The sequence below is a fragment of the Streptomyces sp. NPDC002867 genome (genome assembly GCF_053591895.1).
In genome coordinates this window covers 158,423-180,150 of sequence record NZ_JBSFUR010000005.1, presented here as the reverse complement: position 1 = coordinate 180,150, position 21,728 = coordinate 158,423, and the positions used below count along the sequence as shown (strand labels likewise).

At 73.5% G+C, this 21,728-nt stretch carries 16 protein-coding genes and 1 pseudogene; 8 read left to right on the top strand and 9 right to left on the bottom strand.

What is annotated here, in order from left to right; translation table 11 throughout:
* Window positions 1-4: 4 nt before the first annotated feature.
* From ACWD0A_RS06930 to ACWD0A_RS06915, 4 genes are read right to left on the bottom strand one after another with little or no spacing between them, the layout of a single operon-like run.
* On the bottom strand, window positions 5-406 hold the full coding sequence (locus ACWD0A_RS06930; RefSeq protein ID WP_451295333.1) for a DUF742 domain-containing protein: 402 nt from the start codon (window positions 404-406) through the stop codon (window positions 5-7).
* Window positions 403-825, bottom strand: coding sequence for a roadblock/LC7 domain-containing protein (locus tag ACWD0A_RS06925; protein ID WP_451295331.1), 423 nt, complete (start codon window positions 823-825; stop codon window positions 403-405). The genes ACWD0A_RS06930 and ACWD0A_RS06925 overlap by 4 nt, the downstream gene beginning before the upstream one ends.
* Complete coding sequence (locus ACWD0A_RS06920) at window positions 822-3,557, bottom strand: nitrate- and nitrite sensing domain-containing protein (protein WP_451295329.1); 2,736 nt, start codon at window positions 3,555-3,557, stop codon at window positions 822-824. The genes ACWD0A_RS06925 and ACWD0A_RS06920 overlap by 4 nt, the downstream gene beginning before the upstream one ends.
* A 47-nt stretch (window positions 3,558-3,604) precedes the next feature.
* Window positions 3,605-4,471, bottom strand: a complete 867-nt coding sequence (locus ACWD0A_RS06915) for an MHYT domain-containing protein (protein WP_451295327.1) — start codon at window positions 4,469-4,471, stop codon at window positions 3,605-3,607.
* Window positions 4,472-4,630: 159 nt separating this feature from the next.
* On the opposite strand from ACWD0A_RS06915, the gene ACWD0A_RS06910 reads away from it, so the two are divergent.
* The 3 genes from ACWD0A_RS06910 (at window position 4,631) to ACWD0A_RS06900 (ending at window position 6,597) form a co-directional block, all read left to right on the top strand.
* Complete coding sequence (locus tag ACWD0A_RS06910; RefSeq protein WP_451295325.1) at window positions 4,631-5,236, top strand: class I SAM-dependent methyltransferase; 606 nt, start codon at window positions 4,631-4,633, stop codon at window positions 5,234-5,236.
* 126 nt (window positions 5,237-5,362) lie between these two features.
* Entirely contained in the window at window positions 5,363-5,683 is a 321-nt protein-coding gene (locus ACWD0A_RS06905) for a hypothetical protein (RefSeq protein ID WP_373429230.1), read from the top strand.
* 74 nt (window positions 5,684-5,757) lie between these two features.
* Window positions 5,758-6,597, top strand: a complete 840-nt coding sequence (locus tag ACWD0A_RS06900; RefSeq protein ID WP_451295323.1) for a hypothetical protein — start codon at window positions 5,758-5,760, stop codon at window positions 6,595-6,597.
* A 93-nt stretch (window positions 6,598-6,690) separates the two neighbouring features.
* Here ACWD0A_RS06900 and ACWD0A_RS06895 read toward each other — a convergent pair whose 3' ends face one another.
* The 3 genes from ACWD0A_RS06895 to ACWD0A_RS06885 all read right to left on the bottom strand — a co-directional run bounded on the left by ACWD0A_RS06895 (window position 6,691) and on the right by ACWD0A_RS06885 (window position 8,761).
* Complete coding sequence (locus tag ACWD0A_RS06895; protein ID WP_451295321.1) at window positions 6,691-7,233, bottom strand: MOSC domain-containing protein; 543 nt, start codon at window positions 7,231-7,233, stop codon at window positions 6,691-6,693.
* 143 nt (window positions 7,234-7,376) lie between these two features.
* Entirely contained in the window at window positions 7,377-7,559 is a 183-nt protein-coding gene (locus ACWD0A_RS06890) for a hypothetical protein (RefSeq protein WP_451295319.1), read from the bottom strand.
* Between the two features lie 89 nt (window positions 7,560-7,648).
* Window positions 7,649-8,761, bottom strand: a complete 1,113-nt coding sequence (locus ACWD0A_RS06885) for an acyl-CoA desaturase (RefSeq protein WP_451295317.1) — start codon at window positions 8,759-8,761, stop codon at window positions 7,649-7,651.
* A 375-nt stretch (window positions 8,762-9,136) separates the two neighbouring features.
* On the opposite strand from ACWD0A_RS06885, the gene ACWD0A_RS06880 reads away from it, so the two are divergent.
* From ACWD0A_RS06880 to adh, 5 genes and pseudogenes are all read left to right on the top strand, one after another.
* On the top strand, window positions 9,137-12,049 hold the full coding sequence (locus ACWD0A_RS06880) for a DEAD/DEAH box helicase (RefSeq protein WP_451295315.1): 2,913 nt from the start codon (window positions 9,137-9,139) through the stop codon (window positions 12,047-12,049).
* The gene (locus tag ACWD0A_RS06875) at window positions 12,046-13,350 is read left to right on the top strand and encodes an SWIM zinc finger family protein (RefSeq protein ID WP_451295313.1); all 1,305 of its coding nucleotides are present in this window, start codon (window positions 12,046-12,048) and stop codon (window positions 13,348-13,350) included. The genes ACWD0A_RS06880 and ACWD0A_RS06875 overlap by 4 nt, the downstream gene beginning before the upstream one ends.
* Before the next feature lie 164 nt (window positions 13,351-13,514).
* A pseudogene (locus ACWD0A_RS06870) lies at window positions 13,515-14,119 on the top strand (N-acetylmuramoyl-L-alanine amidase).
* A gap of 89 nt (window positions 14,120-14,208) precedes the next feature.
* Window positions 14,209-15,462: a GAF domain-containing protein gene (locus ACWD0A_RS06865; protein ID WP_451295311.1), complete on the top strand. Its 1,254-nt coding sequence runs from the start codon at window positions 14,209-14,211 to the stop codon at window positions 15,460-15,462.
* Between the two features lie 123 nt (window positions 15,463-15,585).
* The gene (gene adh, locus ACWD0A_RS06860) at window positions 15,586-17,109 is read left to right on the top strand and encodes an aldehyde dehydrogenase (protein WP_451295309.1); all 1,524 of its coding nucleotides are present in this window, start codon (window positions 15,586-15,588) and stop codon (window positions 17,107-17,109) included.
* A gap of 134 nt (window positions 17,110-17,243) precedes the next feature.
* On the opposite strand, the gene ACWD0A_RS06855 is transcribed toward adh, so the two are convergent.
* Window positions 17,244-18,377 carry an ABC transporter substrate-binding protein gene (locus ACWD0A_RS06855; protein ID WP_451295307.1) on the bottom strand — a complete coding sequence of 378 codons (1,134 nt, stop codon included), beginning with the start codon at window positions 18,375-18,377 and terminating at the stop codon, window positions 17,244-17,246.
* Between the two features lie 358 nt (window positions 18,378-18,735).
* Window positions 18,736-21,471 carry a SpoIIE family protein phosphatase gene (locus tag ACWD0A_RS06850; RefSeq protein ID WP_451295305.1) on the bottom strand — a complete coding sequence of 912 codons (2,736 nt, stop codon included), beginning with the start codon at window positions 21,469-21,471 and terminating at the stop codon, window positions 18,736-18,738.
* Window positions 21,472-21,728: the final 257 nt, after the last annotated feature.

The window sequence follows — 21,728 nt, the reverse complement described above, 5'->3', positions numbered from 1 at the left end:
GCCGTCACAGGGCACGCAGGCCCTCGATGACCTCACGCAGGATCCTTTCGTCGGGCAGCTGTGCGGGCGGCACGGGGCGGCTGACCCTCACGTGCCCGGCTTCCAGGAGATCGCCGAGGAGCACGCGTACGACACCGACGGGCAGGTCGGCGTCGGCCGCGAGCTCCGCGACGGACTGCTTCTCGCTCCGGCACAGCGCCAGCAGCGTGCGGTGCTCGGGGCCGAGGAGCGATTCCTCTGCCGAGCCGGTCGCGTCGTCGTCCACGACGACCAGGGCGATCAGGTCGAAGCGGACGTGGTTCGGTCCCGGTCTGGTCCGCCCGCCGGTCATCGCGTACGGGCGGACCAGCGGTCCCGCTTCCGCGTCGTACCACTGGCTGCCGGTGGGCCCGGCGATGCCGCTCATGGCGTGCTGACGCGCGCCGGTGTGCGCAGGTGCTCACCGACACGGTTGACGAGGCGGGCCATCTCGTAGGCGATGAGTCCGATGTCCGCGCTGACGGCGGTGAGCAGGGCGAGACAGGATCCGTCCCCGGCGGCCGCCACGAACAGGAAGCCGTCGTCCATCTCGACCATCGTCTGCCGAACGCCGCCGACGTGGAAGTGGCGTCCCGCGCCCTTGGCGAGGCTGTGGAACCCCGAGGCGACGGCGGCCAGATGTTCCGCGTCCTCGCGGCACAGTCCCTCAGACGCGCCGACGGGCAGCCCGTCGTTGGACAGCACCACCGCGTGCCGGACCTCGGCCACGCGCAGGACGAGATCGTCCAGCAGCCAGTCGAGGTCGCCGGATCGGTGATGGGCCACGGCTGACTCGTGCTCGCTCATGCTCGGTCTCCTTCGCTGCCGGGGTGGGGCTGACGGCCCGGGTGGGGCTGACGGCCGGGGTGGAGGTCTCCGGCCGGGAAGATCTCGGGTTCTCGGGGCCGGGGCGGCTCGGTGGCGTCCGGGTGCGAGGATCCGGGCGCCGCGCCGCCGCCCCTCGCCCAGCCGTTGCGGTAGGCGTTCATCCGTTCGCGCACGACGTCGGGACTGCGGTCGGGAGGGCCGTCGGCGGGCGGGCCGCCGGCATGCGAGGGATCCGCCTGCGGCGCCTGCCGCAGCTGGGGCGCCAGGTGGGACTGGCGTACGCGGCGCGGGAGTTCACCCTCGGCGGACGGCGTCGGGACGTCACGCGGACGCAGCGGACGGACGGCGGCCGGCGGCGCGTGCCGCTGGTCCCGCACGCCGGCCGACGGCCACCCGGGGGCCGCGGCCCGTGTCCCTGGCCCGGCCGGGGCGTCCGCCGGGAACCGGACGGGATCGGGTACCGGCCCGGGCCTTTGGCGGCCCGCCGTCGGCTCGCCCGCCCTCGGCCCCTCGGCCGGGAGGCCGGGCGTCCGCCGGTCGCCGGGCCGGGCTTCGGCCGACTGCCCGCGCGCGGTCACCCGCTCCCCGCCCTGCGGTGCGCGCGAGACCACTCCGGGCGCGCGGCCGTCCGCGTCCGCGGGCAGGGCGCCCTTCAGCAACGCGGTCGGCAGCAGCACCACCGCGGTGCTGCCGCCGTAGGGCGAGGTGCGCAGCTGCGCCTTGATGCCGTGACGGGAGGCGAGGCGGCTGACGACGAACAGCCCGAGGCGGTCGCTGTCGAAGAGGTCCAGCGCCTCGGACTCCTCCAGCTTCCGGTTGGCCTCGGCCAGGGCTTCCGTCCCCATGCCCAGCCCGCGGTCCTCGATCTCCAGCGCGTAACCGTTGCCGACATGTTCGCCGGTGATGCGCACCTTGGTGTGCGGCGGGGAGAACTGCGCGGCGTTCTCCACGAGTTCGGCGAGCAGGTGGGTGATGTCGGCGACGGCCGCGCCGAGGACGGCCGTCTCGGGCAGCTGCCGGACCTCCACGCGCGCGTAGTCCTCGATCTCGGAGACGGCTGCGCGCACGACGCTGGTCAAGGGGACGGGCCTGCTCCACGCACGGCCGGGTGCGGCGCCGGACAGGATGATCAGGCTCTCGGCATGGCGGCGCATCCGCGTGGTGAGGTGGTCGAGGCGGAAGAGGTCGCTGAGTTCGCCGGGGTCGTCGGCGCGGCGCTCCATGGCGTCGAGCAGGGCCAGCTGGCGGTGGACGAGGGTCTGGCTGCGGCGGGCGAGGTTGACGAAGACGCCGGAGATGCCGCCGGCGAGTTCGGCGCGTTCGACGGCGGCGCTGAGCGCCGCCCGGTGCACGGTCGCGAGGGCCTCGCCGACCTGTCCGATCTCGTCGTCGGTCGCGGCGCCGGGCGGTGCCTCGGCCCGGATGTCGATCTGCGCGCCGGTGCGCAGTCGGTTCATGGCCTGCGGCAGTTTGCGCCGGGCGATCTCCAGTGCGCTGTTGCGCAGGGAGACCAGTTCGACGACGAGCGCCCGGCCGATGCGCACGGAGACGACGAGGGACGCGGCGACGGCGGCGAGGCCGAGGAGCACGGCCGCGCCCGCCGGGGTCAGCAGCCCGGCCGCGACGGGGTCGGCGTCGCTCGTGGCGCTGCGGCGGGCGTCGGTCCCGATGCCGCGCAGCCCGTCTCCGACGGCGGTGCGTGCCTTCGCCCAGGCGTCCGCGGACACGGCCGTGGCCGCCGCACGGCCGGGACGTGCCGCGGCCACGCGCTGCTCCACGTCGGCCAGTTGCCGGTAGGCGGGCTGACCGGAGAGTGCGTGCCAGGCCGCGCGTGCGGGGCCCCGCAGGTCGGCGGCCGCACCGTCGGTGAGTGCCGTGCGGGCCGCCGCCGCGCCGGTGAACAGGCGCAGTCGCTGCGCGTCGAAGGAGCCGGTGAGCCGGGCCGAGGTCACGAGAACGTCCTCGCGGGCGAGCATCTCGCCGGCCCGGTCGAGTTCGAGCAGGACGCGGGCGTCGGACGCGCGGCCGCTGTCCTGGACGCCGGCGACGGCACCGCCGACGGCGAGGCCGGCGGTGACGACGTCGTTGTAGGTCTCGTACGCGGTGTTCCAGGCGTTCCTGTCGCCCTCGGCGGCCCTGCGCACCGGTCCCAGCTTCTCCGCGAGTGCGACGAACGCACCGAGGCGCGCGGCCACTTCGCTCGGCGCCTCGCCGCCTGCGGCGACCGTGTTCCCGTCGTCGAGGCGCAGCCGGCGCGCGGCGTCGTCGGTGCGCCGGGACGCCGACCGGAGTGCGGCGTCGCGGTCGGCGGAGCGGGCGGCGATGCGGTGGAGTGCGGCGCGGCGCTCGGCCTGTACGGCGGCGACGAGGGCGGCGACCGGTTCACCGATCTGCTCGTCGATGCGCTGCGACTGGCGCAGGCGCGCCACGTCCTGAGCGGTCGTCACCGTCGCGAAGCCCCAGAGTGCCAGCAGGGACACCACGGGCACCATCAGCAACGAGATGACCTTGGCCCGTACGGTACGGGGCCGCGGGAGGAGGCGTCTTCGGCCGGCGGGACGGGCGGGAGGCCGCGGCTGCCCGGACCGTTGCCCGGTGTGCTCGACCGCGGGCGCCCCGGCGTGTGCGCGCCGTCGGCGGGCCGCCGGCCGGGTGGGCGGCGGGGTCGGGGGCCGGGTCTCGTCGCCCGGGCTCCTGCGGGGTGTGCGCATGTCCTCCTCGTTCCGGATGCGGGACCGGCGGCTGTGCCGTCGGCCGGTCAGGCGGTCGCCGTGGTGGTCGGGGCGGCAGGGGGTTCGGTGGTGGGTTCGGGCGCCGCGGTGTGCGCGGTGGTCCCCGGGGCCGGGGCGCCCTGGCCTTCGTCGGACTCCTCGTACCGGCCGGCCGAGGCGTAGGCGGCGCGTTCGTCCGCAGTCGGGGTGAGCGCCACGAAGGCCGAGGTGACGAAGAGGTAGGAACCGAGCCCCACGGCGAGCGGGAAGATGAACTGCATCGCTCCGGAGCCGGGGAGCCGCCCAGCGGCGGGCGTCACCTCCACGGAGACGGCGAGCATCCCGGTGTAGTGCATGCTGCTGACGGCGGCGCCCATGACGAGTGAGGCGACCGCGACGGCGAGGGGCGACTTGATGTTGAGGGCCGCCCACAGGGCCGCCGTCGCGGCGGACACGGCGATGGCGACGGACAGGGCGACCAGCAGGGGGTCGTAGTGCACGCTCCCGTGCAGTCGCAGGGCGGCCATCCCCATGTAGTGCATGCTCGCCACGCCGAGGCCGGTCGACAGACCGCCGACCAGCAGGGCCCGTAGCCGGTCGCGGCCGTAGCCGACGCAGAAGACGCCGGCGCCGACGACGAGCATGGCGACCAGCAGGCTGAGGACGGTCAGCAGCACGTCGTAGCGGATGTCGGTGCCGCGGACGGCGAAGCCGAGCATGGCGACGAAGTGCATCGTCCAGATGCCGGTGCCGATGGCGGACGCGGCGGTGAGCAGCCAGTTCCGGCGGGAGCGGCCGGTCGTGCCCAGGGCACGCACGGTGCAGCGCAGCCCGAGGGCGGCGCCGATGACGGCCATCAGGTACGACAGCGCGGGCGTCAGCATGCCGAAGGAGGCGTGGTCCAGGTGTCCCATGGCCCAGGGACGCTAGCCCTCCGGGAGGCGTGCGCCGGGCGCACTTCGCAAGCTGATGGAATATGACGGAGAGATGTTCCTGAACGATCGTGCACCGTCCGAACATGTGCACAGAACGGCCGGGTGACGCGCCGCCCCCTCGTGTCGGATCATGGACGCATGGCCGACGACCACACAAAGGTTCAGGAGTTCTTCGGCGCACGTGCCGCGGGCTGGGACAGCCGTTTCCCCGACGACGGCCCCGCGTACGCCGCCGCCGTCGCGGACCTCGGCCTGCGCCCCGGCGACCGGGTGCTCGACGCCGGCTGCGGCACGGGGCGTGCGCTGGAACCGCTGCGCGCCGCCGTGGGCCCGCGCGGCAGCGTCATCGGCGTCGATCTCACGCCCGAGATGCTGCACGAGGCCGCCCGGGCGGGACGCGGGCGCAGCGGACTGCTGGTGCTCGGTGACGTGGCCCGCCTTCCGGTGCGCTCCGGATCGCTGGACGCCGTGTTCGGCGCGGGACTGATCTCTCACCTGCCGGACCCGGCGGAGAACCTGCGCGAGCTCGGCCGGGTCGTGAGGCCGGGTGGCGCGCTCGCCCTCTTCCACCCCATCGGACGCGCCGCGCTCGCCGCCCGCCACGGCCGCACGATCACCGACGACGACCTGCGGGCGGAGCCCAACCTCCGTCCGCTTCTGGCCGGTTCGGGCTGGCGGCTGACCTCGTACACGGACCGGGACGACCGCTTCCTGGCTCTGGCGGTGCGCGAGGCCGGGTCCTGAGGGCGGCGGGAGCGGCTCGGGCGACAACGCCCCGTTCGGACACACGCTCCATCCCGTTCGAACCGCTTGCGAAAGTGGAACACTTGAGGGGTCGGCGGCATCCGCCGCTCCCTCTCCCAGGGGTAGGTGGTCCGAGTGTTCGACCGGTTCCGCAAGTGGTTCGTCGCCCGTCCCGCGCGCCCGGCCCCGCCGTCCGGCCACGGGCGTCCTCCCCAGCACAACGTGTTCGAGGCCGCCGCGACCTATGTGGCGGCGAGCGTCGAGGACGACTGGGACCGGATCGACGAGGCGGCGGGCTGGGTCGCGCCCGACGCGCTGGTCTTCGGCATCAACGAGCTCGCCTGCCGCGCGGTCATCGCCCTCGCCCGTGAGCGGAACGAACCCGTGGAGGCCGTCGCGCGCGGTCTCCTCGGCCTGCCCGGAGCGGAACCGTCCCGGCCGATTTAGTTCCGAGAACCCTCGACGCACGGGTTACCCACTGGTTAAGGTGCGCCGACGAACGATCGGACGGGGAGGTTGCCGTGGCCGGGGCGGAAGAGGCCGTCGACGACGACGCGCTGTATGTGCTGACCGCGGTACTGCTCACACCCGCGCAGTTCCCCAGCATGCTCGGCGACGACTATCCCGCCGCCTGCGGGGCCCTGGGCCTCGAACCGTACGCCGAGGGGTACGGGCTGGTCCTCGGGCAGGACGCGGACGGCGCCCGGTGGACGGTGGTGGTCGACGACGTGTCCCTCGTCGCGGTGGCCATCGCCTCGTGGGACTGCGGCATGGAGTACGACCTGTCCCCCGACGAGCGCTCGATGGTGGCCGCGCTGCCGGGCTGGCCCCTGGCCGTGGCCGTCGCCGCGCCCAACCTGCCCTCGCCGCACGACCCTGCCCCCGAGGAGGGCGACCGGCCGCCGCTGGCGCCGCCGGACACGCGCCGCTGGGGTCCGGCCCAGCGCAGGCTGGGCGCGGACGAGATCGCCCTGCAGTGGGCGCAGTGGCGCGAACAGACCGGCCTCGTCGGACCGGACGGCGCTGGCTCCGCCGGGGCGCCAGGGCCCTCCCGCGCGGCGGAGGCAGGCGCCGGGACGGCGTCCGGCGGGCTGAGCGAGGGCGTACGCCGCGCGCTCGGCGAGGCCCGCGCCTACACCGAGTCGGCCCCGGCGCCCGGACGGGTCCGGTCGTCGTTCGCTCCCGGCGGGGCGCGGACGATCCGGGCCGACGGTCCCGGCTGGTCGATGGTCGCGAGGACGGACGACATCGCGTTCGTCCTGCTCGACGAGGAGCCCGGCGAGGTGATCCCGGTGGGCCGCGGGCCCGAACTGCCGGGGCTGCTCGAGGGGTTGGAGAAGGTCGCCGTCCACCCGGCGTGACCGCTGTCACGGCCCCGGCCTCACCGGCGCGCCGCGGACTCGCGACCGGGCCGGCACCGGGCCCGTGTCGGGCCCGTGTCGGGCGCGGCGGCCTCAGACCCGTTCGAGCGGGCGGTGCGGGCCCTCGGGGAGTTCGACGTCGATCGGGTCGCCCGGCCGGACCACGCCGCCGGTCCTGACCACGCCCATGATTCCGGCCTTGCGCACGACGGCGCCCGACTCGTCGCGGCCGACGACCTGCTTGAGCAGGCCGTCCTGGAAGGCGTCGATCTGCAGGCAGGGATTGCGCAGGCCGGTCACCTCGACGACCGCTTCCGTGCCGAGCCTCAGCAGTGTGCCGACGGGGAGCGACAGCAGGTCGATCCCCGTGGTGGTCACGTTCTCCCCGAGATCGCCGGGGGTCACCTCGAAACCGGACCGGGCCACCTCGGCGAGCAGCTCCTCGTGGATCAGGTGCACCTGACGGAGGTTGGGCCGGGTCGGGTCCTGTGCGAGGCGCGACCGGTGCTTGACGGTGACGCCCGCGTGGACGTCGCCCTCCACCCCGAGCCCCGCGAGCAGCGTGATGCTGTCGCGGTTCGGCTTGGTGAACGAGTACTCCCCGTTGCTGCTGACCGCTGCGACTGCCGCACCCATCGTCGAGCTCCCCTCCCGTTGTCACTGATCCCGTGTCAATGATCGTCCACGACCCTGCCCCTCCGGGAAGCATGAGGATCCGCACACGGAAGCGGGCCGCACGGATACGGCCCGCCCCGCCCCTCGGGGTCTTCGTCCGCCGGTCAGCGGCCGATCTCGCGCCGGGACACACGGCGCAGCCTGCGGCGCTGCCCCGGGTCCAGCATCAGATACGCCACGGCCGGCACGCCGAGCACCACCAGCAGCGACAGCCAGAATCCGAGCAGCGGCATCAGGAGCAGGCCGACAGCCACTCCCCCGATCACGATCTTCGTGCGTGTCGACATTTCCGTCGCCTCCTCCGCGGCTGTGGCCGCTCCTGTGGGAAGAACGTTCGCGCCCGGCCACCGGTTCCCTGTGCGCCGGTGCGCAGCGGTCACGCGTCGGCGCGCAGGGGCTCGCCCACGTCGTGCAGATGCCCCAGGGCCTGGCGGTACGAGTCGATCAGCCCGGTCTCCGTGTACGGAACGGCCAGGGCTCGGCAGTGGGCACGGACCAGGGGCCGGGCGAGGGCGAGGTGGGGCCGCGGCATGCTCGGGAAGAGATGGTGCTCGATCTGGTAGTTGAGACTGCCGAGGAACCAGTCGGTGACGGGGCCGCCCCGGATGTTGCGCGAGGTGAGGACCTGGCGGCGCAGATGGCCCCAGTCCTTGCCGTGCTCACCGTCGGGCATCTCCATGCCCTTGTGGTTGGGGGCGAACGCCATCCCCAGGTGGAGCCCGAGGACCATCTGGTGCAGCAGGCCGAAGACGAGGGCCTGGCCGAGCGGCATGGTGGTCAGCAGCAGGGTCGCGTAGGCGGCGACATGGGCGAGGAGCAGGGCCGCTTCGACGGCCCGTTCACGCGGGCTCTGGCGGACCGAGGGCGTGCGGGAGAGGACTGCCCGGAATCCGTACGTCTTGAGTGCGATGCCTTCGAGGGTGGTCAGCGGGAAGAACAGCCACGCCTGGTGCCGGGTGAGCCATCCTCGCAGGCCCTCGCGGCCCGCGGCGTGCGCGGTGGTGAAGACCAGGACGTCGGGCGCGACATCAGGGTCCTTGTCCACGTGGTTGGGGTTGGCGTGATGCCGGTTGTGCTTGTCGTTCCACCATTCCTGGCTCATGCCGAGGAGCAGATTGGCGTGGACGAGCTGGATGAGCCGGTTCCTGCGGCGGTCGCCGGTGATCTGCGCGTGCCCGGCGTCATGGCCGAAGAAGGCGGCGCGGGCGGAGAACAGGGCGAGGAGCGGGGCCAGCAGGAGCACCCACCAGGAACCGCCGGTCAGCGCCATGCCGGTGATCACCGCCGCCAGGGCCAGCAGGTTCACGGTGATGCCGCGGGCGTACCAGCCCGGCCGGCGTTCCAGGAGCCCTTGCTCCTTGACGGTCCGCAGCAGCGGGGCGAACTCGCTCCCCGCTGCCGCGGGGCCAGGGGCCGCGCCCACTGCGCCGCGGGTGGGTGGCGCGACGGCGGCGGCGGGGGCCTCGAGGGTGGCGGTGGGTTGGGGCATGGGGTCTCCGTCTGTGGGTGTGCGGGTTGATGGCTGGGCGAGAGCTGCTGAGGGCCCGGGGGAGGGTCGCGAGAGCGGGAGAACCGAGGGGCCGGCCGCGCAGGGGTGGGGGCGTCGGTGCCGGTCGCACCACCCCGCGACCTGCACCCACCGTAGGGAGCGCCGTACCCGGTGGGCCATGACGGCACCACCCGGTTCGTTCGGGGGCATGCCCGCCCCCGGGGGTGGTGCCGGCTGCACCCCCTGTCGTCACGCGCCGCCCGTCCGTGACCCGTGTCACACCCGGACCGGGCCCGTCCGCAGCTCGCCGTGAGGTACTCTCGGCGGCTCCGGACCTGAGTAGTCAAATTTGAGGAATACGTCTTCGCTGTGCACATGGCCCCCACGGCAACGCCGTCTCCGCCCGCCGAACCCACGCTCTCCGTATCCGCCGTCTCCGCCCTCGCCCGCTGCCCAGCACTGTTCCTGCCGGGTGATCCGGCCAGGGCCGGACGCGTCGCCTTCCTGCTCCCGGACGGTGACGACGCGCCGGCCACCGAGGACCGAACCGGTGAGCGCGGCACGATCACGGTGGTCACGGAGGCCGTGTACACCGCCGACGCACCGGCGCTGCTGCTGTCCGTAGCCGACGCGCTGCCCGTCCTGACCCGCGCACGCGCGCTGTCCGGCGCCTCAGACGCGGCGGCGTTCTGGGGGGCGGCCGCGGTGTTCGCACTGCAACTGGCCGCCCGTGGCCTGATGTTGCCCGGGCTGAGCGCCGCCGACTACGACGCCTGGCGCATGGGGCCGCTCACCCCCGAGGACCTGGACCGGCTGCGTACGCTCGCGGCGTCCATGCCTCCCGCAGCACACGCGGTCCCTGTCGACCCGACGGCCGACCCGCTGATGCTGCCCGAACCGGAGCGGCTGTTGCGGCAGTTCGTCGATGCCGTGGCCGACGGACTGCCGCGCAGCCCCGCGGCACCGCTCGCGGCAGGCGGCCCGGCGTTCGCGGCACAGGAGCCGCTGCGGCTTCCCGACCACCGGGAGTGGGCCACCGACATCGCGGCCGGGCACGACGCGGGTGTGCGATTGTCCCTGCGCATCGAGGTCCTGGGCCTCGACACGACCGACTCGGACGGCGGCACCGGCCCGGCCTTCCGGGCCGTGGTGCAGATGCACAGTGTGAGCGACCCGGCGCTGGCCGCCGACGCGGCGGACGTCTGGGCCGGCACGGGCGCCTCGGCCGCCACCTTCGGACCCCGCGCCCGGCTGGACGCCCTGCTCGCCCTGCGCCGTGCCGCGCGCGCCTGGCCTCCCCTCGCCCCGCTGCTGCACGCCGCCGTCCCCGACGCGATCGAACTCGCCGACGAGGAGATCGCCGAACTGCTCGGCGACGCGACGCGCGCGCTCGCGGCGACCGGGCTCCAGGTGCACTGGCCACGGCAACTGGCCCGGCGTCTCACCGCCCGCGCTGTCGTCGGCCCGGTCGACGGCGAATCGGAGGAGAGCCCAGACGCGGACGCGGCGGCCCGGGAGTCCTCCGGGCTGCCGTCCTTCCTGTCGGCCGACGCCCTCCTCGCCTTCAACTGGCGTTTCGCGCTGGGGGACACGCAGCTGACCCGGTCCGAGCTCGACCGGCTCGCCGAGGCGGGCCGCCCTCTGGTGCGCCTGCGCGACGCATGGGTGCTCATCGACCCCGAAGAGGCGCGGCGGGCCCGGGAGAGCCAGGACCGCAAGGTGGCACCGATCGACGCGCTCGGCGCCGTGCTCACCGGTTCGGCGGAGGTCGACGGCCGGCGTGTCGAGGTGACGGCCGCCGGTCCCCTGGAACGGCTGCGCGAACGGCTCACCGACCCCGAGGGCGGGCCGCAGGAGGTCGCCCAGCCGGCGGCGCTGGCCGCGACCCTGCGCGACTACCAGCTGAGGGGCCTCAACTGGCTCCACCGGATGACGTCTCTGGGCCTCGGCGGATGTCTCGCCGACGACATGGGGCTCGGCAAGACCATCACCCTCGTCGCGCTCCATCTGCACCGGCAGACGGACCCCTCGGCCGCCGGCCCCACCCTCGTCGTCTGCCCCACCTCCCTGATGGGCAACTGGCAGCGGGAGATCGAGCGTTTCGCACCCGGCACGCCGGTGCGCCGATTCCACGGCTCCACCCGCTCGCTCGACGCGCTGGTCGAGGGCGAGGTCGTCCTCACCACGTACGGCACGATGCGGCTGGACGCGGCACGGCTCGCCGAGGTGCCGTGGGGCATGGTCGTGGCCGACGAGGCCCAGCACGTGAAGAACCCGTACTCGGCGACCGCCCGGCAACTGCGGACCATCGGCGCCAAGGCACGCGTCGCGCTCAGCGGCACACCCGTCGAGAACAACCTCTCCGAGCTCTGGGCCATCCTCGACTGGACCACGCCCGGCCTGCTCGGCAGGCTCGGCACGTTCCGGACCCGCTACGCCCAGGCGGTGGAGGGCGGAGACCCCGCGGCCGCCGCCCGGCTCTCCGCGCTCGTGCGGCCGTTCCTGCTGCGCAGGCGCAAGTCGGATCCGGGCATCGCCCCCGAACTGCCGCCCAAGACCGAGACCGACCGGACGGTGTCCCTCACCCCGGAACAGGCCGGACTGTACGAGGCGGTGGTGCGCGAGACCCTCGCCGCGATCTCGGAGGCCGGCGGCATGGAGCGGCGCGGTCTCGTGGTCAAGCTGCTCACCGGGCTCAAGCAGATCTGCAACCACCCCGCGCAGTACCTCAAGGAGGAGCGGCCGAGGATCGCGGACCGCTCCGGAAAGCTCGAACTGCTCGACGAGTTGCTGGACACGATCCTGGCCGAGGAGGCGAGCGTGCTCGTGTTCACCCAGTACGTGCGGATGGCACGGCTGCTGGAGGAGCACCTGGCGGTCCGGGGCGTACCGACCCAGTTCCTCCACGGCGGTACGCCCGTCGCCGAGCGCGAGGCCATGGTCCGGCGCTTCCAGGACGGTGACGTGCCCGTGTTCCTGCTGTCGTTGAAGGCAGCGGGCACAGGGCTCAACCTCACCAGGGCGGAGCATGTCGTGCACTTCGACCGCTGGTGGAACCCGGCCGTCGAGGCGCAGGCCACCGACCGTGCGTACCGCATCGGCCAGGACCGGCCCGTGCAGGTGCACCGGCTCATCGCCGAGGGCACCATCGAGGACCGCATCGCGCAGATGCTGGACCGGAAGAAGGAGCTGGCGGACGCGGTGCTCGGCTCCGGCGAGGCGGCGCTCACGGAGATGACCGACGCCGAACTGGCGGAACTGGTGGAACTGCGGGGGAGCGGACGATGAGCGGAACACCTGACGTGGAGCGGACGTTCGACGCGCTGCCTCCCGCGCGGGGCAGCGGCTTCGCGCAGACCTGGTGGGGACGGGCCTGGCTCAAGGCGCTGGAGGACACGGCGCTGGACGGCAAGCAGCTGAAGAAGGGCCGCCGGCACGCGCGCGAGGGGGCGGTCGGCGCGGTGTCGGTGCGGCCCGGCCGGATCACCGCGGTCGTCCGCGACCGGGACGGCACCGCGTACCGCAGCGACGTGCTGCTGCGGGAGCTCGACGAGGCGGAGTGGGACCGGTTCCTCGGCACGGCGGTGGACCGGGCGGGGCACATCGCGGCCCTGCTCGACCGGGAGATGCCCCCGCACCTGGTGGAGGACGCGGCCGCGGCAGGGGTGGAACTCCTCCCCGGCATCGGCGACCTGGAGCCCGAGTGCACCTGCGACGCCTGGGACCACTGCCCCCACACCGCCGCGCTGTGCTACCAGGTCGCGCGGCTGCTGGACCAGGACCCGTTCGTGCTGCTGCTGATGCGGGGCCGCGCGGAGCGGAGGCTGCTGGACGAGCTCCAGGCACGCAGCGTGGCGCGCGCGAGCACGCCGTCGCCGCAGTCGCCGCGGCAGGACGAGCCCCCGGAGGTCACGGGCGTACGGGCCGACGAGGCGTTCGCGGCCCGGGACATCCTGCCTCCGCTGCCCCCTCCCCCGCCCCTGCCCGAGGAGGCGGGACCCCCGCCGGCGCTGGACACGGAAACGCACCCGGCGCCCGGGATCGACCCGGACGCCCTGGAGTTCCTCGCGGCGGACGCGGCCGCGCGCGCCCGCGCGCTGCTGGCTGCGGCGCTCGCCCCGGGGCACGAGGAGGCTCCGCCTCCCCCCGTGCTGACCCCCCGCCAGGACGCGGTGCGCATGGCGGCGTCGTCCCCGGGGCCGGTCGTCGAGGGGCGGATCGCGACGGGCACGGGACGCAGTCGTTCGGAGCTCGACCTCGCCGTACGGGCGTGGCGGTACGGCGGGGCCGCCTCGCTCGCCGTCCTGGAGGACGACATCACGCCCGACCCGGCGCAGGCGGCACGAGCCGCGGCGGCCCTCGACGCGGCGTGGGCCGAGGGGGACGAGTCGGGCCGCCCGCGGCTCCGGCCGGCCGGCGCGGGACGCTGGACGGTGGTCGGCGCGCAGGTGCAGCTGCGCCTGGGCGCGGACGGCCGCTGGTGGCCCTACCGCCGTGAGCGTGCGGTGTGGGCGCCGGCGGGTCCCGCTTCCGTGGATCCGGCCTCGGCGCTGGCGCTCGCGCTGGGCGAGCGCACGGCGGAGGACTGACGCACCGGCCGCCCGAGGCCCGTCCCCAGCGAGGTGCCGCCGGCCGACGTCTGCGACAACCACACCTGTGTCGCGAAAATCCGCCGGCAGTGGCTGCCGGCAGGGGATCCTCATGGCGGTCCGCACCGTCATCCGCGGGAGGTCTCCGCCGTCCTGCCGCGTCCCTGTCCCCCACCCCCAGGAGGTCTCCCACGCACCGCAGGAGTCTGCTCCGGGGCGTCGCCGCGACGGCCGCCGCCGGCGCCCTGGTACCCGCCCCGTCCACCCACTCGGCCGCCCTCGCGCCCGACTTCCCCGACGCCGAGTGGGTGCCCGCGACGGCATCCAACTGGACGGCGTCGAACAGGCCGTCGGCATACCCCGTCCAGTACGTCGTCGTCCATGTCACCCAGGAGACGTATGCGGATACCCTGGCGATCTTCAAGGACCCGGCCGGGAAGGTGTCGGCGCACTACGTCGTGCGCTCGTCGGACGGGCACGTCGCCCAGTGCGTGCGGGAGCGCGACATCGCCTGGCACGCGGGGAACCGGGACTACAACACCCGCAGCATCGGCATCGAGCACGAGGGCTGGGTGGACAGCCCCGCGTACTTCACCCACGCGATGTACGAGCGGTCGGCCGCGCTGACGGCCTGGGTCTGCGACCGGTACGGCATCCCCGAGGACCGGGAGCACATCATCGGCCACCGCGAGGTGCCGGGCGCCACGCACACCGATCCGGCCCGTACTGGGACTGGAGCCGCTACATCCGGCTCGTCAACTTCGCCTGAGGGACCGCCCCGAACGTCGGGCCGCACGACCGGCGCGCGGTCCTTGTCGGACCCCGCCGGCCGGGCGACGATGGGCGCGGGAGGGCGATGTGAGCGATCCGTGGGTGGCCCTGGAATCCGGCGCCGATCCGGCCGAACGCAGCGCGGCGCTGCGCCGGGCGTACGACGCCTATGTGACGGGGGGCCGTGTCGAGATGCCCGTACGGCCCGAGGTGGCGGACTCCTGGCGGCGCTCGGCGCGCGCCCGGGTCAGCCCGGAGGGCATGGCGGGCGTGGACCTCGACGGGGAGGACCTCGGCGCCTACCGGGACAGTCACGCACTGGCCCGGGTGATGCCGGTGATCCGTGAACTGACCGGCGCGTACGCGACGGACGGCGGACACCTGGTGGCCGTCTGCGACGCCCACGGCCGGCTGCTGTGGGTGGAGGGACCTCCGGCGACGCGCCGTAAGGCGAGCCGGATGAACTTCGTGCCGGGTGCCCGCTGGGCCGAGGCGGTCGTGGGAACGAACGCGCCCGGTACGGCGATCACCGTGGGGCGGCCGGTGCAGGTGTTCGCCGCCGAGCACTTCCGCAGGCCCGTCCAGTCGTGGACGTGCGCCGCCGCCCCGATCCACGACCCGGCCACGGGCCGCGTGCTCGGCGCGGTGGACATCACCGGCGGTGACCAGCTCGCCCACCCGCACAGCCTCGCGTTCGTCGGGGCCGTGGCACGGGCCGCCGAGTCGCAGCTGGCCCTGCTCGCACCGCCGCCCGCGGCCGAGGCCCTGCGGCTGACGGCGCTCGGGCGGGACGAGGCGTTGCTGACCGTCGCAGGCCGCAGGCTGCGACTCAGCCGCCGGCACAGCGAGATCCTCGTCGTCCTGGCCGGCCGCCCCGACGGCATCGGCGGCGACGAACTGCTGGTCGAGCTGTACGAGGACGAGACGGTCACCCCCGTGACCCTGCGCGCGGAACTGTCCCGGCTGCGGCACCTGCTCGGCCCCGGCCTGCTGCGCTCGCGCCCCTACCGGCTGGCGGCCCCGGTCGACGCCGACTTCGACACGGTGACGCGGCGGCTGGCGTCCGGTGCCGTGACCGATGCGGTGGGGGTGTACGCGGGTCCGCTGCTGCCGGCGTCGCAGGCGCCCGCGGTGGTCCGGCTGCGCGGGCGCCTGGAGAACCAGCTCCGTGCCGCGCTGATCGCGCGCGGTGACCCGGCGCTGCTGGCGGACTGGGCGTACAGCACGTGGGGCGAGGACGACCTGCCCGCGTGGCGGGCGCTGGCGTCCGTGCTCCCGCCCGCCCGGCGGGCGGCGGCGCTGGCGCGCGTGGCGGAGCTGGACGCCTGGCAGCGCGGGTGACGACCGTGCGGCGGGGACGGCCGCGGAGGCGACGCCGCGCAACCCGGTTGCAACGTTCCGCTTCCTAGCCTCTGCGCAAGCGCCGCCCGACGGCGGGCGGCGCCCCCACCGGGAGGCCTGGACATGACCCGATACGCAAAGCCGAACGCCGAAGGCTCCGTCGTCTCCTACGCGTCGCGCTACGACCACTGGATCGGCGGCGAGTACGTCGAACCGGCGCGCGGCCAGTACTTCGAGAACCCGAGCCCGGTCGACGGCCGCCCGTTCACCGAGATCGCCCGCGGCACGGCCGAGGACGTCGAGCGCGCCCTGGACGCGGCCCATGCGGCGGCGCCGGCGTGGGGCCGCACCTCGGCGGCCGAACGCGCGGGCATCCTGCTGGGGATCGCCGACCGGATGGAGGCGAACCTCGAACAGCTCGCCGTCGCCGAGACGTGGGACAACGGCAAGCCGGTGCGCGAGACGCTGGCCGCCGACATCCCGCTGGCGATCGACCACTTCCGCTACTTCGCCGGGACGCTGCGCGCCCAGGAGGGCTCGCTGAGCGAGATCGACGACGACACGGTGGCGTACCACTTCCACGAGCCGCTGGGTGTGGTCGCGCAGATCATCCCGTGGAACTTCCCCATTCTGATGGCCACATGGAAGCTGGCGCCCGCGCTGGCGGCGGGCAACGCGGTCGTGCTGAAGCCGGCCGAGCAGACCCCGGCGTCCATCCACGTGTGGCTGAGCCTGGTCGCCGACCTGCTGCCGCCGGGTGTCCTCAACATCGTCAACGGCTTCGGCGTGGAGGCGGGCAAGCCGCTGGCGTCGAGCCCCCGGGTCGCCAAGATCGCGTTCACCGGCGAGACCACGACCGGGCGGCTGATCATGCAGTACGCCTCGGAGAACATCAAGCCGGTCACCCTGGAACTGGGCGGCAAGTCGCCCAACATCTTCTTCGACGACGTGTGGGCGGCGGACGACGACTTCCGCGACAAGGCGCTGGAGGGCTTCACCATGTTCGCCCTCAACCAGGGCGAGGTCTGCACGTGTCCGTCGCGTGCGCTGATCCAGCGCGGACGCTACGGGGAGTTCCTGGAGGCCGCGGTGGTCCGCACGGAGAAGATCGTGCCCGGCCATCCGCTCGACACGGACACGATGATCGGCGCGCAGGCCTCCAACGACCAGCTGCAGAAGATCCTTTCGTACCTGGACATCGGCCGGCAGGAGGGCGCCAAGATCCTGACGGGCGGTCAGCGCATCGAGCACGGCGGCGAACTGGCGGGTGGCTACTACGTCCAGCCCACGATCTTCGAGGGCGACAACAGGATGCGGATCTTCCAGGAGGAGATCTTCGGCCCGGTCGTCGCGGTCACGTCCTTCACGGACTTCGACGACGCGATCGCGACGGCGAACGACACGCTGTACGGCCTGGGCGCCGGCGTCTGGACGAGGGACGGCAGCACGGCGTACCGGGCGGGCCGGGCGATCCAGGCGGGCCGGGTGTGGACGAACTGCTACCACGCCTACCCGGCCCATGCCGCGTTCGGCGGCTACAAGCAGTCGGGCATCGGCCGCGAGACGCACAAGATGATGCTGGACCACTACCAGCAGACGAAGAATCTGCTGGTGTCGTACTCGCCGAAGAGGCTGGGCTTCTTCTAGACACTGGAGAAGGGCGCCTGACGTGGGCTTCTGCCCGTCAGGCGCCCTTCACGGCACACACCTGCGCAGCGAGCCGAAGTTCGTCCCGACTCCCCGGCCCGGGGGCCGGACTCGTGACCCCTCACGTGATGGGTTCAGCCTCCTACGGCCTTTGCCCAGCCCCGGTCGACCGTCACCCTCGCCTTCTCCAGTTGCGCGTCCGTCGGGAACTTGGGCTCCCCCTCGACCGTCGGCAGTTTTGCCGCCGCGTCCTCGTCGAGGGTGCCGTCCTCGCGCATGGTCTCCATCAGTACCGGGCGGGCGTAGCCCTTGAGCCGGAGGTTCTGGCCCGTCGCGCTGAAGAGGTACTCCTGCCACAGGCGGGCCGCCGCCGGATGCGGGGCATTCTTGTTGACGGCCAGGGCGTAGTACTGGGCGAAGCTGCCGTCGAAGGGGATCGCGACCCGCCAGTCCACGCCCTTGCCGCGGAACCGGTCCGAGTAGTCGAGGTTGACGTAGTCCCAGTCGATGCTGATGGGGGTCCTGCCGGTCTCCACCGCGGCCGAGGTCGACTCGACGGGGTTGAAGTTGCCTCGGTCGTTCAGCTCGGCGAAGAAGTCGAGGCCGGGGCGGATGTCGTCGAACGACCCCCCGTTCGCGAGGGCGGCCGCGTAGACGCCGGCGAAGGCGGTGCTGGAACGGGTGGGGTCGCCGTCGAGCGAGACCTTCCCCTTGTACCGGGGGTGCAGCAGATCGGCGAAGGTCCGGGGGCAGGGCTTGACGCGGTTGGCGTCGCAGCCGATGGAGATGTAGCCGCCGTAGTTGTTGTACCAACGGGCCTCGCTGTCCTTCTGGTTGTCCGGGATCGAGTCGTACGCCGCGACCCTGTACGGCGCGAGCAGGCTCTGCCGGACCGCTGCCCGGGCGAACGTGTCCCCCACGTCGATGACGTCGGGGGCGCCGGCGCTCTTCCCGCTCTTCTTGATGGCGTCGATCTCGTCCTGGCTGGATCCCTGGGGATCCTCGACGGTGGCCTTGATCCCGTACTTCTTCTCGAAGTCGTCGATCAGACCGCCGTAGTTGGCCCAGTCGCGCGGAAGCGCGATCGCGTTGAGCGCGCCCTCGTCCTGCGCCGCGGCGATCAGCTTGCTCATGCCCCCCGCGTCCTCTGCCGAGGTGGCCACCGACGGCTTCACGGGCGTGGCCTTCGGTGTCTCGGCGCAGGCGCTCAGGATCAGGAGGGTGAGGCAGCCTGCGGCGGCCGCTGTTCGGACACGGGGTGCAGTCACGATGGCTCCAGGACGCAGAGGGTCGGGAAAACGCGGGGGCGGGCACGAGCGACTGTCACCGGGGCAGGTCCGGCTTTCGCCGGATACGACGCGTCCTCGGGGTGACGAGCAGTGGCGCTGAGCGGTCTTGCGAGGAGATGCGGCGAGTGGCATCCGCGGCAGGGCGCCACGGTCGAGGCACGTACCCGAGCGGCTGGTTCAGGGCGGCGCGCTGCTCCGGGGGCACAATCCGGGTCGGCGCAGCCTCCGGCCGCCGCGCCGATCGTTCCGGCCGGAGGCGCGGCGGCGGGCCGGAAACCGTGGCCCCGGCTGTGGGGCGTGGCGGGCGAGCGGTCGTACGGCGACTTCGCGATGCCGCTCACCGTGCCGCGCCGTTCTGCTCCCCGCCTTCGCCGGAAAGCGGCTCCTCCTCGTCGAGCAGGATCTCGGCGAGTCCTTCCACCGAGGGGCCGGTGCCGCCGTGGAGGGACAGCTCGGCCCAGATGACCTTTCCGGTGGGTGTGTAGCGGGTGCCCCAGCGTTCGGCGAACCGGGCCACAAGGAAGAGTCCGCGGCCGCCCTCGTCGGTGACCTTGGCCCGCCGCAGTCGTGGTGAGGTGCTGCTGCCGTCGGAGACCTCGCAGATCAGGGCTCGGTCACGGAGGAGCCGGACGGTGATGGGCTCGGTGCCGTAACGGATGGCGTTGGTGATCAGCTCGCTGAAGACGAGTTCGGCGGCGAAGTCGATCTGCTCGAGGCCCCATTCCTGGAGCCGCCGGACACAGGCAGCGCGGACCGGGGCGACCGCCGCCGGGTCGCGGGGCACCTGCCATTCGGCGATCCGGGTGGGATCGAGCCGGTGTGTGCGGGCCACCAGCAGCGCGATGTCGTCCCGGGGCCGGTCCGGCATCATGGCGTCGACGACCGCGGCGCAGGTGTCCTCCGGGGAACGGTCGGGCCCGGCCAGCGCGTCGCGCAGGGTCGCCACGCCGACGTCCAGGTCGCGGTACCGGTCCTCGATCAGCCCGTCGGTGTAGAGCACCAGCCGGGAGCCCTCGGGCACGGTCAGCTCGGCGCTCTCGTCGGGCAGTCCGGCCCCGAGGCCGAGCGGCGGGGAGATCGGCAGCTCGGGGAAGTACACGGTCCCGTCGGGGTGGACCACCGCCGGTCCGGGATGGCCGGCGGTGGCGACCGCCAGTTGCCCGGAGGCGGGATCGTAGACGGCGTACAGGCAGGTCGCGCCGGTGATCCCCTGGCCTTCCCCGTCGGCGGCGGCCTCGTCGCTGTCGATCTGGGCCACCAGTTCGTCAACACGGCCGAGCAGTTCCTCCGGCGGGATGTCCAGGACGGAGAAGTTGTGCACGGCGGTGCGCAGTCGGCCCATGGTGGCCGCCGCGTGCAGGCCGTGCCCCACGACGTCGCCGACGACCAGCGCGACCCGGGCGCCCGACAGCGGGATGACGTCGAACCAGTCCCCGCCCACCCCGGCCCGGGCGGGCAGATAGCGGTAGGCCACCTCCAAGGCCGTCTGCTCGGGCACCCGGCTGGGCAGCAGGCTGCGCTGCAACGTGACGGCCATGGTGTGCTCGCGGGTGTAGCGGCGGGCGTTGTCGATGCACACCGCCGCCCGGGCGGCCAGCTCCTCGGCGAAGGACACGTCCTCCTCCTCGAACGGCGGGCTGGCGCTCGCCCGCCAGTAGTGGGCCGCTCCGAGCACCACTCCCCGGGCGCGCAGCGGGACAAGGATGAGGGAGTGAATGCCGTGGTCCAGGACCCGGCGGGCGCGGTCGGGGTCGTGGGCCCGCCAGCCCTCGGAGGCGCCCAGGTCCTCCACCAGGACCGCTCGGCCGTCGGTCGCGCCCGCGGCCATGGGGTGGGCGGCGACGAAGCGGATCAGCTGGCCGGCCGGGTACAGCAGATGGTCCCCCTCCAGGCCGACGACGGCGGTGCGGCGCATCTCGGTGCTCACGCCGGAGGGCTCCTCACCGTGCAGGACCGGGTCCAGGAGTTCGACGGTGACGACGTCGGCGAAGCGGGGGACCGCGACCTCCGCGAGTTCCTCAGCGGTGCGCGTGACATCCAGGGTGGTCCCGATCCGCACGCCGGCGTCATAGAGCAGCTCCAGCCGTTGGCGCGCGGTCTCTGCTCTGCCGGAGAGAGCCTGCAGTTCGGTGGTGTCCCGCAGCGTCACCACCCTGCTCGCCGGGCCCTGGGGGGCGGTGAGCCGCTTGTTGACGGCGAGGAGCCGGTCAGCCGCCAGGTGCACCTCGTCGGTGGCCGGGCGATCGGACGTGAGCAGCCCGGCGAGGTCGGCGTTCAGCCCCAGGGCGCTCACGTGGCGACGTTCCGCATCCTCCGGGAGGTCCAGCAGGCGGCGGGCCTCGTCGTTGGCCAACAGCAGCCGGCCGTCACCTCCGACGATCAGCACTCCTTCCCGTACGGCGTGGAGGACCGCATCGTGGTGCTCGTACATCCGCGTCATCTCGGTCGGGCCCAGGCCGTGGGTCTGCCTCTGGAGGCGACGGCTCACCAGTGCCGACCCGCCCGCGGCGAGGGCGAGTGCCCCGGCCGCGACCCCGAACAGGACCGGCAGCTGCTGGTTCACCCGGTCCTGCACGTTCCCCACGGTGACGACGGAGGAGACAATGGCGACGGCCGAGTTGCCGGTGTCCTTGACGGGGACGGCCGAGATCACGGAGAGCCCCAGGGCACCCTCGAAGGTCCTGGTGAACGACTTTCCTGCCGCCGCTTCCGCGTAGGGGCCGATGACGTGTTTTCCGATCTGCTTCGGGTCGCTGTGGGTGAGGGTGATCCCGTCCGGCCGGTAGACGATGACGGCGTCGACACCGGCGGCCCTGCGAACCGCCTCGGCGCTCGGCTGCAGCACCGCTGTGGGGTCGGGACTCTCCAGTGCCGTGAGGAGCCCTGGTGATTTCGCGAAGGTCTCGGCCGCGGTGAGCGTCCGGCTCCGGGCGTCCGCCATGCTGTCGCGGCGCGCCTGCAGTACGACGGCCACCAGCGCGGCAACGACGACCAGCACCACAACCGCCAGCTGCAGGAGGAACACCTGGCCGGCGAGGCTGCGCACGCTCAGCAGGGAACGCAGGCGCCGCATCGAGCGCCGCGCGCTCCACCTACCGGGCGCCTGATCAGTCCCGGGCGCCTTGGGCGATCGACGCCCGAGTCGCCCCAAAAATTTACACATGGAACATTTCTATCGTTTTCGGCCACTGATCACGGGGTGATCGGGGGGACCGGTCACGGTGGAACCGCCGGGCGTTTCGGCCCGCCGCGCCCGGACGGGCATCCGGCCCCAAAGTCGCCTGCCGGAAGTCGGGCGCGCGCGTGATCCGGTCCTGCAACCTCCAGCAG